The sequence below is a fragment of the Ornithinicoccus sp. genome, from assembly GCF_057176825.1.
Genome location: NZ_CM169976.1, coordinates 1,145,510 through 1,163,518, shown reverse-complemented (window position 1 = coordinate 1,163,518; position 18,009 = coordinate 1,145,510). Strand labels below are relative to the sequence as shown.

14 protein-coding genes are annotated in these 18,009 nt (G+C 70.4%); 4 read left to right on the top strand and 10 right to left on the bottom strand.

Going from position 1 to position 18,009, the window contains the following annotated elements:
* Window positions 1–88 precede the first annotated feature (88 nt).
* Complete coding sequence (locus AC1QRC_RS05995) at window positions 89–2,659, top strand: MMPL family transporter (protein WP_484205883.1); 2,571 nt, start codon at window positions 89–91, stop codon at window positions 2,657–2,659.
* On the opposite strand, the gene AC1QRC_RS05990 is transcribed toward AC1QRC_RS05995, so the two are convergent.
* Window positions 2,617–3,636, bottom strand: coding sequence for a hypothetical protein (locus AC1QRC_RS05990; RefSeq protein WP_484205882.1), 1,020 nt, complete (start codon window positions 3,634–3,636; stop codon window positions 2,617–2,619). The genes AC1QRC_RS05995 and AC1QRC_RS05990 overlap by 43 nt on opposite strands.
* A 99-nt stretch (window positions 3,637–3,735) precedes the next feature.
* Between AC1QRC_RS05990 and AC1QRC_RS05985 the strand changes: the two genes are divergently transcribed.
* Entirely contained in the window at window positions 3,736–5,370 is a 1,635-nt protein-coding gene (locus tag AC1QRC_RS05985; protein WP_484205881.1) for a GAF domain-containing sensor histidine kinase, read from the top strand.
* Between the two features lie 10 nt (window positions 5,371–5,380).
* Here the strand turns inward: AC1QRC_RS05985 and AC1QRC_RS05980 are convergent, their stop codons facing one another.
* The 5 genes from AC1QRC_RS05980 to AC1QRC_RS05960 form a co-directional block, all read right to left on the bottom strand.
* Window positions 5,381–6,286, bottom strand: a complete 906-nt coding sequence (locus AC1QRC_RS05980; RefSeq protein WP_484205880.1) for a universal stress protein — start codon at window positions 6,284–6,286, stop codon at window positions 5,381–5,383.
* Between the two features lie 5 nt (window positions 6,287–6,291).
* On the bottom strand, window positions 6,292–6,846 hold the full coding sequence (locus AC1QRC_RS05975; protein ID WP_484205879.1) for a hypothetical protein: 555 nt from the start codon (window positions 6,844–6,846) through the stop codon (window positions 6,292–6,294).
* Between the two features lie 122 nt (window positions 6,847–6,968).
* Window positions 6,969–7,619, bottom strand: coding sequence for a response regulator (locus AC1QRC_RS05970; protein ID WP_484205878.1), 651 nt, complete (start codon window positions 7,617–7,619; stop codon window positions 6,969–6,971).
* Window positions 7,620–7,663: 44 nt separating this feature from the next.
* Window positions 7,664–8,173: a hypothetical protein gene (locus tag AC1QRC_RS05965; protein WP_484205877.1), complete on the bottom strand. Its 510-nt coding sequence runs from the start codon at window positions 8,171–8,173 to the stop codon at window positions 7,664–7,666.
* Window positions 8,174–8,182: 9 nt separating this feature from the next.
* Window positions 8,183–8,824 (bottom strand): CDP-alcohol phosphatidyltransferase family protein, encoded by a 642-nt coding sequence (locus tag AC1QRC_RS05960; RefSeq protein WP_484205876.1) that lies wholly within the window; start codon window positions 8,822–8,824, stop codon window positions 8,183–8,185.
* Between the two features lie 417 nt (window positions 8,825–9,241).
* Here AC1QRC_RS05960 and AC1QRC_RS05955 point away from each other — a divergent pair, with 417 nt between their 5' ends.
* Window positions 9,242–11,194 carry an HNH endonuclease signature motif containing protein gene (locus AC1QRC_RS05955; protein WP_484205875.1) on the top strand — a complete coding sequence of 651 codons (1,953 nt, stop codon included), beginning with the start codon at window positions 9,242–9,244 and terminating at the stop codon, window positions 11,192–11,194.
* Between the two features lie 59 nt (window positions 11,195–11,253).
* Window positions 11,254–11,919, top strand: a complete 666-nt coding sequence (locus AC1QRC_RS05950) for an HAD family hydrolase (RefSeq protein WP_484205874.1) — start codon at window positions 11,254–11,256, stop codon at window positions 11,917–11,919.
* A gap of 77 nt (window positions 11,920–11,996) precedes the next feature.
* Here AC1QRC_RS05950 and AC1QRC_RS05945 read toward each other — a convergent pair whose 3' ends face one another.
* Genes AC1QRC_RS05945 through nuoL form a run of 4 tightly spaced genes read right to left on the bottom strand, consistent with a single transcriptional unit; the run spans window position 11,997 to window position 18,005 of the window.
* A complete protein-coding gene (locus AC1QRC_RS05945) occupies window positions 11,997–13,001 on the bottom strand; it encodes a polyprenyl synthetase family protein (protein WP_484205873.1) in 1,005 nt (334 codons plus the stop codon).
* Window positions 12,998–14,527 carry an NADH-quinone oxidoreductase subunit NuoN gene (gene nuoN / locus AC1QRC_RS05940; RefSeq protein ID WP_484205872.1) on the bottom strand — a complete coding sequence of 510 codons (1,530 nt, stop codon included), beginning with the start codon at window positions 14,525–14,527 and terminating at the stop codon, window positions 12,998–13,000. Before nuoN ends, AC1QRC_RS05945 begins: the two co-directional genes overlap by 4 nt.
* Window positions 14,527–16,056: an NADH-quinone oxidoreductase subunit M gene (locus AC1QRC_RS05935; protein ID WP_484205871.1), complete on the bottom strand. Its 1,530-nt coding sequence runs from the start codon at window positions 16,054–16,056 to the stop codon at window positions 14,527–14,529. The genes nuoN and AC1QRC_RS05935 overlap by 1 nt, the downstream gene beginning before the upstream one ends.
* Window positions 16,056–18,005, bottom strand: coding sequence for an NADH-quinone oxidoreductase subunit L (gene nuoL, locus AC1QRC_RS05930; RefSeq protein WP_484206584.1), 1,950 nt, complete (start codon window positions 18,003–18,005; stop codon window positions 16,056–16,058). Before nuoL ends, AC1QRC_RS05935 begins: the two co-directional genes overlap by 1 nt.
* Between the last annotated feature and the right edge of the window lie 4 nt (window positions 18,006–18,009).

Sequence of the window (18,009 nt, the reverse complement as noted above, 5' to 3'; positions counted from 1 at the left end):
ACGCTCCCCACGGCATACCGCACGACACCCGACCGAACGAACGCATCCCGGACACCGGCACGGACCGGTGTCACCGAAAGGATCAACAGTGGCATCCTTCCTGCACCGCCTGGGGCGCTGGTGCGCCCAGCACCCGTGGCGCACCGTCACCACGTGGCTCGTGATCATCGCCGCCGCCGGCACCGCCGCCGCGGTGTTCATGAAGCCGCTGACCAACGAGTTCACCATGCCCGACAGCCGCTTCCAGGCGGTCCTGGAGGACCTGCGGGAGGAGATTCCCGACGCGGCGGGCGCCATGGGACCGGTCGTGCTCACCAGCGACGACGGGTTCGACGAGGCAGACCGCCAGGTCATCGAGGACGTGCTCGCCCAGTGGGGCGAGGTCGAGCAGGTCCGCACGGTCGTGGACCCCTTCAGCACCCAGGAGGAGCTGGACTCGGGCGCGACCGAGCTGGAGTCCGCCTCCGCAGACCTCGAGGACGGCCAGGCCGAGCTCGACCAGGGCCGCGCGGAGCTGAACGAGGCCCAGTCCCAGATCGACGCAGGCCGCGCCGAGTGGGAGGCGGGGCAGGAGCAGTTGGAAGCCAACCGGGACCAGCTGCCGGCCGACGTGGTCGCCCAGGCCGAGGCCGAACTGGCAGCCGCCGACGAGCAGCTGACGCAGGGGCAGCAGGAGATCGACGCCGGGCGGGCCGAGCTGGCGAGCGGCCAGGAGGAGATTGACTCCGGGCGGGCCGAGCTCGCCCTCGGCTCCCGGTTCAGCTCCCTCAATGACGGGCTACGGTTCGTCACCGAGGACAACACCGTCGCCCTGGTCCAGCTGCAGTTCGACCAGGAGAGCACCGACCTCGCGCCCGAGACCGGCGAAGAGATCCAGCAGATCGGGACCCAGTTGTCCGACGCCGGCATCGGGGTGGAGTACAGCCAGGTCATCACCCAGGACCTGAGCAGCGTGATGGGCGTCACCGAGGTGATCGGCCTCATCGTCGCCGCAGTCGTGCTGCTGATCATGCTCGGCGGGCTCCTCGTCGCCGGATTGCCGCTGCTGATGGCGGTCATCGGGGTCGGCGTCGGCGTGGGTGCGGCGATGGCCCTCACCGCCGTGGTCGACATGAACTCCGTCACCCCGGCCCTGGCGCTCATGCTGGGCCTGGCGGTCGGCATCGACTACTCACTGTTCCTCATCAACCGGCACCGCGCCCAGCTGCGCCAGGGCATGGGGACCGTGGAGTCCATCGCCCTGGCCAACGGCACCTCGGGCAACGCCGTGACCTTCGCCGGGATGACCGTGATCATCGCGCTGTCTGCGCTCGTCGTGACCGGCATCCCGTTCCTCGGCGTGATGGGCCTGGTGGCTGCCGGGACCGTGCTGGTCTCCGTGCTGGTCGCCATCACCCTGACCCCGGCGCTGCTCTCCCTGCTCGGCGACCGGGCCCTGGGTCGCTCCCGCGGCAGGTCGCGCCACCTGGAGGCCGAGCAGGGACCCAAGCGCAGCGGGTGGGCTGCGCTCGTGCAACGTCACCCGATCCTCTCGGTGATCGGCGTCGTCGCCGTCGTCGCGGTCGCGGCCTTCCCGGTGACGGACCTGCGCCTGGGCCTGCCCGACGGCGGCTCCGAGGCCGAGGAGAGCACGGCCTACCAGTCCTACGACCTGATCCGGGAGAACTTCGGTGAGGGCGCGAACGGCCCGATCGTCGCCATGTTCACCCTCGACGAGCCCGTCGCGGACGGGGACACCGCCCTGATGGAGAAGCAGGTCGAGATCGGCGAGGACCTCGCCCTGGTCAACGGCACCCACTACATCGTGCCGTTCGGGGTGAGCGAGGACCGGACGACGCTCGCCTTCCAGATCGTCCCCGAGGGCGGGCCGGCCGAGGAGTCGACCGTGCAGCTCGTGGACTCGCTGGACTCCGCCGCGGACAGGATCGGTCAGGACAACGGGGGCGAGCTGGGCCTCACCGGCCAGACCGTCGCCAACATCGACATCTCCGCCAAGCTCGCCGAGGCGCTGCCGGTGTACCTGCTGGTCGTCGTGGGACTGTCCCTGGTGCTGATGCTCCTGGTGTTCCGCTCCCTGCTGGTGCCGCTGCTCGCCACAGCCGGCTTCATGCTGTCCATCGGAGCCGCCTTCGGCGTCGTCGTGGCCGTCTTCCAGTGGGGCGTCCTTGGCTCCTTCTTCGGCGTGCACGACCCCGGCCCCATCCTGAGCTTCCTGCCGATCCTGCTGATCGGCGTGCTCTTCGGGCTGGCGATGGACTACCAGGTCTTCCTGGTCACCGCGATGCGGGAAGCGCACGTGCACGGCGAGGATGCCCGCTCGGCCGTGGTCAGCGGGTTCAACCTCAGCGCCCGGGTGGTGACGGCCGCGGCCATCATCATGATCTCGGTCTTCGGCGGCTTCGCCTTCGCCGAGTTGATGATGATCCGCCCGATCGGGCTGGGCCTGGCCATCGGTGTGCTGGTCGACGCCTTCCTGGTGCGGATGACGCTGACCCCGGCGGTCCTGAGCATGCTCGGCGAGCGCGCGTGGGCGCTTCCGGCCTGGCTTGAGCGGGCGCTGCCCGAGGTGGACGTCGAGGGCGCCAAGTTGGAGCGCGACCTCGGGATCGAGCACGATCAGCTGGGCGCGGACCCGGAGCGGGAGCCGGCCAACGCCTGACCGGCGACGCGTAGCAGCGTCGCTGCCCCCTCACGCGGCTCGTCCTCGGTGATCTCGAGGGCGAGCCGCGTCCCGTTGGCGCGGTGCACGACGATGCCGTCCCCTCCCCGCACGATGAAGGCCGTCCGACCGGGAGTACCTCGCAGCCCGTAGCCGCCCCACCGCATCGGGTCCAGATCATGCACTTCGACCCCCAGCACCTGGTCGGCCGCCACGGTCAGCAGGGTCACCGGGAGGCGGGCCGACCGGATCCGGAGCCCGCGGTCGTCCACCGTGATCAGGATCGAGGACCAGGCCAGCACGAAGAGGGTCAGCAGCACCCCGGCGAGGGTGATCAGCGAGGCAACCCAGGGCCCGCCGTCCGAGACGAGCAGCAGTCCCGCGCAGATCGCGAAGACCACGGCGGTGAACACACTGATGCCGACCAGGAGGCCGTTGCGGGACCTCCCCTGCCAGTGCGCCGACGCCGCGCCGTCCCCGCCGGCCCGCGCGGGGATGACCCGTGACTGCTCGGGTATGCGGTCGAGCAGCTCCTCCAGTGGCGGCACCTCGCGGCCGTGCACGAGGTAGGCGACGACACCGAAGGCAACAGTGATGAGGACCGCGAGCAGCGACCACGCCACGTGAACCTGCGCCGGGTCCCCCACCAACCGGGTCGCCCCGGCGCTCACCCCCCACACCGCGGCCGCACCGCCGGACACGGTGGCCAGGGCCGCCACGATCCACCGGGACCACACCCCGGGGACCAGCACACGCAGCAGCGCGACCAGCGACGCCAGCACTGCACCGAATCCCGCCACGACCAGGGCCGTCACCAGCACCGACCCCCCGTCGGACAGCCCGTCCGGGTACGTTCCGGACCAGTGGGTAGGCACCTGGGAGGGGGGGTCCGACCAGACCCGGATCGAGACGAGCAGGAGTGCGAACGGCAGCATCGCCCAGACACCAGCCAGCGCACGCCGGGTACCCCACGTCATACGGTCCTCCTGCTGGCGCCACTCCTCATGACAGCAGGGTACGTGCCGCCCCGACATGCACCGGCCCGCACGGCGACGCCACCCGGTAGCGTTTCGTGGGTGGAATCCGCGAGCACCTCCCCCAGTGGACCGCCCGGGACGGGCGACCGGCTCGGCGCGCTGCTCTCGGCCGTGCACGACCTCGGCGCCGAGGGCGACCTGGACGCCGTGCTCCGCCGGATCGTGGTGCTGGCCTGCGAGGCCTCCGGCGCGAGGTACGGCGCCCTCGGCGTCATTGACGAGGTGCAGCCGGACCGGCTCAAGAGGTTCCTCACCCACGGCATGACCGAGGAGGTGCGGCGCACGATCGGGGACTACCCACGGGGCAGGGGCCTGTTGGGCCGCCTGATCCAGGATCCGCGGCCGGTGCGACTGGCCGACCTTACCCAGGCGCCCGACTCCTCGGGCTTCCCACCCGGCCATCCCCCGATGCGCTCGTTCCTGGGGATGCCGGTGCGGATCGGCGACCGGGTCTACGGCAACCTCTACCTCACGGAGAGGGCGGGTGGCCTGGAGTTCACCGCGGAGGACGAGCAGCTGGTCGAGGGCCTCTCCCTGGTCGCCGGTGCGGTCATCGACTCACTGCAACAACGGTCGGTGAACGCGGTGCGGACCGAGGTGGTCGACGGCATCTGGTCGATCCTGCGCGAGCTGCTCACCGAGGTCGACATCGAGGTGGTGCTGCCCAAGGTCACCACCCACCTGATGGACCTGACCGCAGCCGACGGCGTGGTCGTGGTCGCCGTGGACGCGAGCGGCCAGCAGCAGGTGCTGGCGGCCTCGGGCACGGAGGCCGCTGCCGTGCTGGCCACCCACCGGGACTCCATCGAGCACTCCCTGGCCACCGGGGCGCAGGTGGACCTCGTGGAGGACACCACGCCCGTGGCCCCCGACGCGACGCCGCGCCGGGACCGCACCACCATCCTGCCGGCACGTCCCCGCTCGGGGCAGCCGGTGGCCCTGGTCGTGGGTCGCTGGCGGCCACCCACCGGGATGGGCGAGGCCCAGGTGCAGGATCTCCTGCGCGCCTTCGCGTTGCAGGTGACGCTGGTCCTCGACCAGGTGGAACGCGAGAACGACCAGCGCCTGTTGGCCCTCCTGGAGGACCGCGACCGGATCGCCCGAGACCTGCACGACCTTGTGATCCAGCGCTTGTTCGCCACCGGTCTGCAGCTCCAGGGGGCGAGTCGGCTCGCCGTGCGGCCCGAGGTGCAGGAGCGGCTCCAGTCGGCCGTCACCGAGCTCGACGCGACGATCCGCGACATCCGCTCCACCATCTTCGAGCTGCAGCACCGGCCCGGTCAGAGTTCGCTGCGGGCCGACCTGCGGCACCTGATCGCCAGCTACGCGACAACGCTCGGCTTCACGCCGGTCGCCCAGTTCCATGGCCCGGTCGACGCCGCCCTGGACGACGACCTGCAGATCCACCTCCTGGCCGTGTTGCGGGAGGCCCTGTCCAACGTCGCCCGCCACGCCCGCGCCAGTTCCACGACGGTGGAGGTCACGGTCACCGGTGAGGAGGTGACCTGCCGGATCAGCGACGACGGAGTCGGCATCCCCGAGCATGTCCGGGAGAGCGGGCTGCGCAACATCCGCAGCCGGGCCGCCTCGCGGGGCGGCCTGGTGGAGGTCGGGAACCGCACGCCGCAGGGGGCAGAGGTGCTCTGGCGGGTGCCACTCGACCCCGCCACCTGACCCACACCCGTCAGGGGACGACCAACACCGGGCACTCGGCCTGGTGCAGCACCGTCCAGGTGACCGGACCCATCCGGAACCCAGGGTGCGCCGAGGATCCTCCCCGGCCGACGACGAGCAGCCCGTCGTCTGGCTGATGCTCCAACAGGACCCCGGCAGGGTGTCCGTCGACGACGGAGGTGCTGGCCCGGCCCTCACGGAACAGCGGATGCGTCTGCCAGGGCCGCACAAACTCCCCCAACGCGGTGCGGGCTCGCGCCTGCCCGCTGCCCCACGCCTCGGGGATACCCCGACCCTCGTGGGCGGCCGACCACGGCGCCTGCCAGGTCGCGACCACCTCCACCACCGAGCCGGGGTGCGCCGCACGTTCCAGCGCCAGCTCCAGGGCCTCGGCCGAGGGCTCCTCAGGGTCGATCCCGACGACGACCCGGAAGGGCCGTGCTGCCGGACTCGCGGGCTGCCGCCCGGGCGGGCGGACGGCCGGCACCACGACCACGGGGCCGGGGGCGCGCCCTGCGACGGTCAGGGACGTTGATCCGAGCAGCATGCGGCTGAAACCTCCAGCGCCCCGGCGCCCCAGGACCACCAGGTCGGCGGACCAGCATGACCCCGAGGCCAAGGCCTCGTCGGGAGGCACCAGGGCCACGTCCGTATGGACTTTCAGGAGCGGGAAGTCCCGTGCGACGCGACGGGCGGATCGTTCCAGGGTGGCCCGGGCCGCGGCCCTCACCCGCGCACTCTCGCGATCCCCGGTGACGCGGGGGATGCCGTCTCCCACGGCATACACGAGCACGAGGTCCCGCCCGACAGCAGTCGCCTCCGCGGCCGCCCAGGCGACCGCGGAGGCGTTGTTGGCCGATCCGTCCACGCCGACCAGCACCGGTGCCCTGTGGGCTTCCGCTGCGGCGACGCTCACCGGAGTCACCGCAGAATCGGGTAGCGGCGCACGATCGCGGTGTTGCTCCACCACCGGCCCAGGCCCCACGTGTCGCCGGCGTACGCCAGGGCGAACAGGATGACCGCGACCGCACCGATCAGGTGGTCGTCGATGACGGGGTTCGTCGTGAGCGGGAGAGCGGCGAAGTACATCAGGATGTACATCGCGGCGCCACCCACGGCGGCGATCCGCAGGCCCGCCCCGGCGATCAGGGCGACGCCGATGCCGAGCAGGCCCAGCATGAACAGCGGCGTGACCCAGAACTGGCCGGCGAGGGACTGGAAGAAGCTGCCGAAGGTGCCCTCGCTGTTGGACAGGTAGCCCATCGTGGGGTCGCCCCCGTTGACCCAGGCACGCTCGGCGGGGGTGGCGAAGCCGAGCCCGAACGTCTTGTCGAGGAAGGCCCAGAGGAAGTAGAAGCCGAACATCACGCGCAGCACCGCCATCACCTTCCGGGCGGCTGCGCTCAACGGCTGGTTGACCCCGACCTCACGGTGCGGGGCGTCGTGTGTGGTGTGGTGTGAGATCCGGGTTGCCATCGTCCTTCTCCTTGTCATGGCTGGCAGGTCGTCCTGCCACTTCCATGGTGCTCGGATCCCGATCTCACCCCTAGGGTCGAGCGACCGGAGACGCCGGGACCTTAGTCCCGTCCGGGGGCCGGCTACTTGTCGAACAGCTTGGCGCCCAGCACCGCGGCCTGGGTGCGGCGCTCCAGGCCGAGCTTGGCCAGGAGGCTGGACACATAGTTCTTGACCGTCTTCTCGGCCAGGAACAGTTGCGCCCCGATCTGCCGGTTCGTCATGCCCTCGGCAATCAGGGCCAGGATCTTGCGCTCCTGCTCGGTGAGCTTGCTCAGCTCCGCCTGCTGGGGGTCACCGGTGCGCAGGCGCTCCATGACCCGGCTGGTCAACGCGGGGTCCAGCAGCGACATCCCGGCCGCGACCTTGCGGATGCCGTCCACCAGCTCGGTGCCGTTGATCTGCTTGAGCACGTACCCGGAAGCCCCGGCCATGATCGCCGAGAAGAGCGCCTCGTCATCGTCGTAGGAGGTGAGGATCAGCGCCCGGATGCTCGGGTCCACGGCTCGCACGTCACGGCATACCTCCACCCCGGACCCGTCCGGCAGCCGGCCGTCCAGGACGGCCACGTCGGGGCGCAGCGCCGGGATCCGCCGTGCCGCTTCCTGGGCCGACCCCGACTCACCCACGATCTCGATGTCGGGCTCGCTGGAGAGGAGGTCGTGTAGCCCCCGGCGGACAAGCTCGTGGTCGTCCAGGAGGAAGACCTTGATCGGGGTGCTGGCCGGTTCCATGCACCAGTTCTACCCCGTCCCGTTGCTCGCTGTCTCCATGGCCCTCAGCCGGAGGCCATCGCGACGGGCACGGCCAGGACCAGCAACCGGGCTCCGCGACCGACCAGGGTGGCCAGCACGAAGATCCACAGCGGCGTCTTCCGTGCCCCTGCCACGACGCTGACCACGGCCAGGGGTGGGATGCCGACGGCGGCGGAGAGCAGGACCACGCCGCCTGCCGGCCAGGTGTAGTCCAGCAGCCGGAAGAGGTTGTTGCTCCACTCCACGATGCGCCGCCACCAGGCCGGCCCCCGCTGGGAGTCACGGGCGGAGTTGCGCTCCTTCCACCGCTCCAGCCAGGCGGCGCCACCCCGTGCCGCCTGGAAGATGACGATCTTGCCGACGGTCTGCCCGACCGTCATGCTCAGCACCGACAGCAGCCAGCCCTTGGGCTGCGCCACGGGCAGCGCCAGCGCCACCACCTCGATGTTGATCACGGGGAACAGCGCGGAGGCAAACCCGTAGAGGAACGCCAGGCCCGCGACCACCGCGGGTTGCCCGTCTAGCCACTCCACCAGGCGTGCTCAGCTCGGGACGATCGTGCCGACGGACAGGCCGCGCATCCGGACCAGCGACCACACCTTCAGGGCACACACCGCTGCTGCGACGACGGTCGCGGCGATGGGCTGTCCGATCAGGCACAGCAGCACGACGACGGAGGTGTTGACGGCCTTGGCGGGTGGCGACCAGTTCCACCGGTAGAGCGGGCGGTCGACCAGGTGCATGTCGTTGGGGCCCTTCACCGGCCAGTAGAGGAAGCCGAGGGTCAGCATGGTGTCGAGCACCGCGAACTGCACGAGGAACACCGCGATCGGGACCGCGACGTCTGGATCGATCGTGATGAAGGCGGCGGCACACAGGATGGTGCAGGCCCGGTCGCTGATGATGTCGAACACCGCCCCCATGCGGGTCTCCTGCCCCAGCCGACGGGCCGACCAACCGTCGGCCATGTCGCCGACCCAGTAGACGGCATACGCCGCGATGAGCAGGGGCACAGAGGACCCGACGAGCGCGAACACCGCCAGGACGACGGACACCACGGTGCGGACCAGGGTCACGCCGTTGGCCACCGTGTCGATGGGCTCCTGCGTGCGCGACCCGAGGGGGATCGGTGCCGCCGAGGGCCCCGGTGTCGCGGACGGGGGGGTCGATCGGCCGATAGCCATGTCGCCTCCCTGCTCCCGCCCGCCAGTACTGTCTCCTGCCACTGTAATACGCGTGGGACACCGCCCGTGGTCGCGGCACGGCGTTCCGTATGCCGCATGCCGGCCCCGCGGACATGCTCGGCCGTGGGATGCCTGGATCGGCGGCAGCTCTTGACCCCTCTGACCAGGCATGTCCTCGCTGTGAGGACACTCCCTCAGGGCGACCAGTGGCTGCCGTCCGTGCTCGGTGCGCGCCGGGGCCGCTGCCTGTCTCCCTTCCTGACGTGGTCCAGCGTCGACCGTCCACCGGTGCCGAAATGGCCCCCTCCAGGGTGTCCTCCTCAGGAGGACAGTGCAGGTCACACCCGTGCTTTCCGCTCTGTCGGTGCCGGCCCCTACCGTGCCACCAAGGACATCGACCACAGGGGGCGGGATGGCATGGAAGGGCACCACGACACGGGCGGACCGACGCGGGAGCGCCACCGCACAGACACAGACCTCGACGAACTCATCGGGCGGCTGACTCAGGCCCTCGACGAGTCCGGCGTCGCACCGGAGATCACCGCGGCCCTGGCCGTGGTCATCCACACCGTCGGCCGCGACACTGGCCAGGGAGCCGAGGCTGGCCGGGGAGCCGAGGCCTCGTCCCCGCAGGACGGCGCGCGGGCGCACACGGACACGATCGAGGCGGCCCAGGCGCTGCACGGATGGCTGGACTCGGTCGCCGTGGGGGCGACGTCTCGGCTGTATTCGGCCATGTGGGAACGATGTCGGCCACCGGGCCCTGAGGAGGAACTGTCCACGACGAAGCGGCGCCGATGGAGGCGGGACGCACGCAAGGCCACCCAGACGGAGATCGAGGTGGCGACCGGCCGTGGTCGCGGCGCGACACGGCAGCTGCTGGACTTGGCCACCGCACCCGCGCAGGCGCGCGAGGCGCTCACGACCTCGCTCGCCAACGGTGCAGCGGACGCCTACCGGGCGTGGCGCGTCGCCGAGGCGACCGACCTGTTCCCTGCCGCCGACCGTGCCACCATCGCCGACGCCGTGCTGCCCCGGAGGCCCGACGGCACGCGGCGGTCCCAGCAATCCTTCACCAAGGCGCTGCAGCGGGCCGTGACCCGGCACCTGTCGGCGGCACCCGAGCTGGCCCGCCAACGCGACCAGAAGGCCCTGGACGCACGCGACTCCACCGCCCGCGTGCAGGACGACGGCACCGGGCAGATCCGCACCTCGGGCAGCATCGAACGCATCGTGGCCGCCCACACGCGGATCGATGCCATCGCCCGGGCTGCGAAGCGGCTCGGCAACGAGCCACGCACGCTGGCCCAACTCCGCTCTGACGTGGCCCTGGACCTCATCCAGTTCGGGACCATCGCCCCCGTGGTGGACGAGTCGGGCGACGCGACCGGGTCCGGTGGCGAGTGCGGCGGTGCCGAGGGCCGTCGGCGCCCCTCTGTCCGGTACCGCGAGCTGGGCGAGCTCCCCCCGGCGCGGGTGGACATCGTGGTCTCGCTGGAGACACTCCTGGGGCACTGCAACGGAGTGGGGGACCTGCCCGGCTGGTCGACCATCACGGCGCTTCGAGCACGGGAGGCGGCCCTGGCCTCCGGCTCGGTGTGGGCCCGGCTGGTCACCGACGAGTTGGGGCATCTTGTCGAGAAGTCCACCGACTCCTACGCCCCGACGCCGCAGATCCGCACCCAGACGACCGCCCGCGACGGCACCTGCAGGTTCCCCGGCTGTCAGCGTCCTGCGTGCCGGTGCCAGTTGGACCACATCACCCCCTGGGCACCCGACGGGACGGGCGGCCGCACGCGGTGCAGTGAGCTGCAGAGTCTGTGCGAGTTCCACCACGACGCCAAGACCCGGGCTCTGTGGTCCGCCCTGCTCCAGGAGAACGGCGATGTCCTCTGGACCTCCCCCACGGGCCATACCTACGCCACCTTACCCCAGGACTGGGGCGCCGCTACAGCAGCCGCCGACGACGGCAGCGACGGCAGGTACCGATGGTTCCGCGACCAGTTGGACCGCCTGCTCCACGGCGACGAGTACGAACTCGATCCCGTCGACATCCCCCTGGCAATGGACCATCTGATCAGCCCCGATGGGCGCCGGGTCCAGGACGGCAGCGCCGTCGAGAGCCAGTTCGCCGCCGTCCTCCAGGACTGGTGGCAGCACAGCCGTCAAGCGCTCGCAGGGCTCGAGCTGTGGCACCACGCCGCCCAGGGGCGGCCCCGACGCGGTCTGGCACCGGAGGAGTGCGACATCGAGGACGTCCACAGCATCCGGATGCCCGAGGTCGACGGCGACCCTCCGGTCATTCAGCTCCACAGGAGGGATCGCGGTCTCTTTGTCGAGTTGGACGAGTCCACGCCGGTCGGGGCCTAACCTCGACAGGGGCCAAGCGCCGGCGGATCGACCCCCTGCCCGGTTGAGAGGATGAGCGCATGAGCCAGACCGTTGACCCCTACGAGCACTCACTCGACCGGCTGCGCGACCTGGCACGAGACGCCCACGCCGTCGTGTTCGACCTGGACGGAGTGGTGCGCGAGTTCGAGCCAGGGTCGTCGGAGGCCATCGCGGCGGGGATCGGCCTCACCGGCGAGCAGTTCCTGGCCGCGGCATTCGACCGGGCCTACCTGCAGCGGGTGGTCACCGGGCACACCACGTTCGCGGCCTGGGTCGACTCGATCCACGAACAGCTCGTCAGGCAGGGGGTGGCGACGACGGCAGCCCGCGACGCCCTGGACCGGTGGGTGGCCTACCGCGGCACCCCCATCCAGCCCACCCTCGATCTCATGGCGGAGCTCGAGGACGGTGGGACCCCCGTGTTCGTCTTCACCAACGGCACCGACAACATCCCTCGCGAGCTGCACCAGATCGGGTTGGAGCACCTGGTGGACGTGGTGCTCAACACCTCCGAGTTCGGGGTCGCCAAGCCGGACCCCGAGGCGTATGCCGCTGCGCACGCCGCGATCGAACGACACCTCGGGCGCGCGGTGGCCCCCGCGGACGTGGTCTTTACCGATGACCGCGTCGACAACGTCGCCGGGGCCGAGGCGTTCGGGTGGCGTGCCCTGGTCTTCGGCGAGCACGGCGGCCGCTTCGGGTGAGCGATCGCTCTCGCACGGCCGCGTCAGGTGAGCGATCGCTCTCGCACGGCCGCGTCCGGCGGAGCACAGCCCGACGATTAGGTCGAACGCAGCGCCACACCCGTGACCAGCGCCCGGAGCGCCTGGACTGCCGGCCCCTCACCCAACGGCGCCAGGAGCTCCTCCGCCTCCCGCGCGGCCGCCAGCGTCTGTTGGCGGGCCTCCGTCATCGCCGGGTGCGCACGCAGCAGGGCGAGGGCACGGTCCAGGTCCTCGTCGGCCACCGGCCCCGCGATCAGTCGCTGCAGCTCCGCATCGGCCGGGTCGCTCGAGCCTCGGGCCAACAGCACCGGCAGAGTCGCCTTGCCCTCCCGCAGGTCGGTGCCCGGCGTCTTGCCGGAGTCGTCGGCATCAGAGGCGATGTCGAGGAGGTCGTCGGCCAGCTGGAAGACCACCCCGATCCGCTCGCCGTACTCCGTCAGCGCGCGGGTGGTCTCGTCGTCGGCGCCTCCGTACAGCCCGCCGTACCTCGCTGCGGTGGCGATCAACGCCCCGGTCTTGTCGGCGAGGACGTTCAGGTAGTAGTCGACGGGGTCCTGCCCCTCCGCCGGCACGCGGGTGTCCCGGATCTGGCCGGCGCACAGTCGGACGAAGGTCTCCGCCTGGATCCGGACGGCGTCCGCGCCGAGCCCGGCCACGACATACGAGGCGGTGCCGAAGAGCAGGTCGCCCACCAGGATCGCCGTGGAGTTGCCATAGGCACGGTTGGCGCTCAGCACGCCACGGCGCAGGTCGGCCTCGTCCATGACGTCGTCGTGGTAGAGCGAGGCCAGGTGGGTCAGCTCGACCCCGACGGCGGCGTCGACCACCCTGGGACCGATCCCGTCGCCAACTTCGGCACACAGCAGAGTCAGCAGCGGCCGGAACCGCTTGCCACCGGCTCGGGCCAGGTACCCGCCGGCCTCGGCGAGGAACTCGTCGTCGGAGGCGAGCACCTCCGTCAGCCGCCGGTCGACAGCGTCCAACCCGGCCAGGACCCGTGCGTTGAGCTCGGGGTCGATCCCGGGGATCACGACCTCGGTCCCGCTCCCGCCACCACTCACCGGAGGAAGTGGGCTGCGCCCTCGGCCAGCTCCAGGATCGGCGCCGGCATGATGCCCAGGCCAACGGTGATGGCCACCCCGGCCACCACCGCGCAGGTGGTCAGCGCGGAGGGACGCACCACGTGGGTGGCCGCAGCCCGATCACCGAAGTACATGAGCATGATGAGCTTGAAGTAGATGTAGGCCGTGACCGCGCTGGCCAGCACGCCGATCAGTGCGAGCCACCAGTACCCGCCGGAGATCGCCGCGGAGAACACCGCGAACTTGCCGGTGAACCCGGACGTCAGCGGGATGCCGGCAAAGGCGAGCAGCAGGAAGGCCATCGCCCCGGCCAGCCACGGGTGCCGGTGGGCCAGGCCGGACCACTGCGTGATGTGCGTCGCCTCCGAGCCCGAGGTCCGGACCAGGGTGATGAGCGCAAACGCCGGGATGGTCATGAAGCCGTAGGCCACCAGGTAGAACATCGTGCTCGAGGCTCCGGCCCGCTCCAGCGCCAACAGGCCGGCCAGGATGAACCCGGCGTGCGCGATGGAGGAGTAGGCCAGGATCCGCTTCACGTCGGTCTGCTGGATCGCCATCACGGCCCCGACCACCATGCTCAGCGCGGCCACCGCGGCCAGGACCGGCTGCCAGTCCAGGCGGGCACCCTCGACCGCGACGTAGAAGATGCGCAGCATGGCACCGAACGCGGCCACCTTGGTGCAGGCGGCCATGAAGCCGGTGACCGGGGTGGGCGCCCCCTGGTACACGTCGGGCGTCCAGGCGTGGAACGGCACGGCACCGATCTTGAAGAGCAGGCCGACCGCGAGCAGCACGATGCCCGGTCCGAGCAGTCCCTCCATGCCGACGCCGGTGCTCACCGCCGCCGCGATGGCGTCCAGGCGCATCGACCCCGCGTAGCCGTACAGCAGCACGGCGCCGAAGAGGAAGAACGCCGAGGAGAAGGAGCCGAGCAGGAAGTACTTCAGGGAAGCCTCCTGCGAGAGCAGCCGGCGCCGGCGGGCGAGCCCGCACAGGACGTACAACGGCAGCGACAGCACCTCCAGGGCGATGAACATCACCAGCAGGTCGTTGGCCGCCGGGAACAGCAGCATGCCTCCGACCGACAGCAGCGTCAGCGGGAACACCTCGGTCGTGGTGGCGCCCAGCTTGGTCGCCAGCGCCTCCTCGGCCGAGCCCGGCACGGACACCCCGGCCTGGGTGAACGCGTCGGGGGTCGCACCGCCGAGCCGTTCTCCCATGACCAGCACGCCGGTCGTGGCCAGGAGGAGCACCAGACCCTGTATGACGAGGGCCGGGTTGTCCGTGACGAGCGCACCCGCAGCGGTGATGCCGGTGTGGTGGCGGCTCACCAGGACCAGTGCCAGGAACGCGGCCACCAGGGTGATGATGCTCAGCGGGAACTGGATCGCGTAGCGTCGGTCGCGGCCGGCGAACCCTTCCACCAGACAGCCGATCAGGCCGCCGGTGAAGACGATGAGCAGCGGCAGGAACGCCAGGTACTCGATCTCCGGAGCGGTGAACATCAGCGGTCACTCCCCTCGAGGTCGGCGGTCGGCGCAGGATCGGTGATCCCCACGGTCTGCAGGGTGGTCGCCACGGCGGGCTCCAGCACGTCTATCACCGGCTTGGGGTAGAAGCCGAGCACCAGGAACGCCGCGATGAGGGGCGCCACCACGAACTTCTCCCGCAGGCCCATGTCGGGCACCGGCTCCGCCAGCTCGGGTGCCGGGCCGGTGGCCAGCTTCTTGTACCAGAGCAGGATGTAGAGCGCTGCGAGGATGACCCCGGTGGCGGCCACGACCGCGAAGGCCGGGTAACGCTGGAAGGTGCCGACGATCACCATGAACTCGGAGACGAAGGCGTTCAGCCCCGGCAGGGCCAGCCCGGACAGACCGGCGACCAGCAGCGTGCCGGCCAGGAGCGGGGTGACCCGCTGCCACCCACCGTACGACGGGATGTGGCGGCTGCCGTTGTTGCGCACGATGAGCATGCCGGCAATGAGGAACAGCGCCGCGGTGGTGAAGCCGTGGTTGACCATGTAGAGCGTCGCGCCGGTCTGGCTCACCGTGGTCAGCGCGAAGATGCCGAGCACGATGAACCCGAAGTGGCTGATCGAGGTGTAGGCGATCAGGCGCATCATGTCCGTCTGCCCGATGGCCAGCAGTGCCCCGAACAGGATCGAGATGACCGCCAGGACCATCACCATGGGCGTGGCCCACTCGGTCGCCTCGGGGAAGAGCTGGAGGCAGAACCGGATCATCCCGAAGGTGCCGACCTTGTCGAGCACCGCCACCAGCATCACCGAGGTCGCCGGACGGGCCTCGCTGGCAGCCTTGGGCAGCCAGGTGTGCAACGGCCACATCGGCGCCTTGATGGCGAATGCCAGGAAGAAGCCGAGGAAGAGCAGGATCTCGGTGGTGCCACCGATCTCCAGCCCGGTGAGACGCTCCAGGAGGAAGCCGTCGGAGCCGCCGGGGCCCTGCAGGTACAGCGCGATGACGGCCACCAGCATCACCAGGCCGCCGAACAGTGAGTACAGCAGGAAGCTGGTCGCGGCCTGTGCCCGCTGCTTGCCGCCGTACCGACCGATCAGGAAGTAGACCGGGACGAGCATCGCCTCGAAGAAGACGTAGAACAAGAAGACGTCGGTCGCGGCGAACACGCCGATCATGAACGCCTCGAGCAGCAGCATCCAGGCGAAGTAGCCGTGCTGGCGGCGCCCGTCGAGAGGGACGTCGTCCCAGGCTGCGACCAGGCAGATCGGCACCAGGATGACCGAGAGCACGATCATCGACAGGGCGATGCCGTCCAGGCCCAGGGCGAAGCTCACGCCGAACTGCGGGATCCAGGAGTAGGTCTCGGTGAGCTGGAGCTCGCCGGCGCGGCCGAGATCGAAGTTGCTGACGGCCACCGCGGTCAGGGCCAGGGTCAGCAGGGAGATTCCCAGCGCGACCTCACGGACCCGGGCGAAGCCCTTGGGCAGCAGGGCGACCACCAGGGCCCCCACGGCCGGGACCAGCAGGAGGGTCGTCATCCACGGGAAGTCGGTCATCACTGCATCACCCACACGGCACCGAGGACGGCGACGACGCCTGCGAGCATCGTCATGGCATAGCTACGCACGAACCCGGTCTGGGTCCGGCGCAGCACGGACGAGAGGCCGGAGACCCCACCGGTGACCCCACCGACCATGGCCCCGTCGACGAGGTCGGTGTCCGTGGCCACCATCCCCTTGACCAGCTGGTCGCCCGGGTTGCGGAGGAAGACCTCGTTGACGTCGTCCTGGAACAGGTCCCGCCGGGCGGCCCGGGTGAGGAACGAACCGGCCGGAGCCACCTGGGGCACCTCCTGCCGCACGTAGTTCCACCAGGCCAGCGCGACACCGGCGACCATGAGGAGGAAGACCAGGATCTGGATGGTGAGCACCGGGATTACCGGCTCGTGGTGCTCGGCGTGACCGAACACCGGCTCCAGCCAGTCGTTGAAGATCCCCGTCGGCCACAGCAGCGCACCGAGGGCCACGGAGCCGACGGACAGGATGATCATCGGGACGGTCATCGTCAGCGGCGACTCGTGCGGGTGCGCCTCGTCCTCCCAGCGCGCCTTGCCGTGGAAGGTCATCAGGAACAGGCGGGACATGTAGAAGGCGGTCAGCCCGGCCGCCAGCATGGCGGCCCCACCCAGGATCCAGGGGCGCCATCCCTCGCCGACGAACGCCGACTCGATGATGAGGTCCTTGGACCACCAGCCGGACAGGAACGGGAAACCGATGATGGCCAGCCACCCCGCGCCGAAGGTCAGCCAGGTGATCTTCATCTTCTTGGACAGGTCACCGAACCGGCGCATGTCGACGTTGTCGTTCATCGCGTGCATGACCGAACCGGCCCCGAGGAACATCCCCGCCTTGAAGAAGCCGTGGGTGATCAGGTGGAAGATGGCGAAGACGTAGCCGATCGGGCCCAGCCCGACCGCCAGCATCATGTAGCCGATCTGGCTCATCGTGGAGGCCGCCAGGGCCTTCTTGATGTCGTCCTTGGCGCAGCCGACGACCGCCCCGAAGACCAGGGTCACCGTGCCGACGAGGGCGACGGCGAGCTGGGCGTCGGGGGTGAGGTCGAAGATGGCCTGGCTGCGGGCGATCAGGTAGACACCCGCGGTGACCATCGTCGCGGCGTGGATCAGCGCTGACACGGGGGTCGGACCGGCCATCGCGTCGCCCAGCCAGCTCTGCAGCGGGAACTGCGCGGACTTGCCGCAGGCCCCGACCAGGAGCAGCAGGCCGAGGATCGTCAGGGTGGTCTCGCTGGCACCCGCGGCGCTGCCGTGGACACCGGCATAGTCCAGGGACCCGAAAGTGGCCAGCATGAGACCCATGCCGATCAGCAGCGCCAGGTCACCGATCCGGTTGACCACGAACGCCTTGTTGGCGGCGGTCGCGTACTCCGGCTTGTGGTTCCAGAACCCGATGAGCAGGTAGGAGGCCAGACCGACGCCCTCCCAGCCGACGAACAGCAGCAGGTAGGAGTCCGCCAGCACCAGGATCAGCATCGCGGCGACGAACAGGTTCAGGTAGGCGAAGAAGCGGCGCTTGTCGGGGTCGTGCGCCATGTACCCCAGGGAGTACACGTGGATCAGCGACCCGACAAAGGTGATCAGCAGCACGAAGGCCAGCGACAGGGGGTCCAGCAGCAGCCCGACATGCACCGACAGGTCACCGGCAGAGACCCAGTCCCACATCTGGAGGGACAGGGACCGCTCGTCCGCGGGCATCCCGAGCAGCTGCACGACGATCAGGGCGCCGACGACGAAGCTTCCCCAGGACAGCAGGGTGGCCAGCATCGGCCCGAAGGAGTCGGTCCTGCGACCGCCGAGCAGCAGCAGGCCGGCACCGAGCAGGGGCAGCGCCACCAACAGCCAGGCCAGGCCTGCGGTGCCGGTGGCCTCCGCAGCCCGGACGGCGCTGGGGTCGGCGAGCGGGAGTATCGCGCTCGTCTCAAGCAGGGAC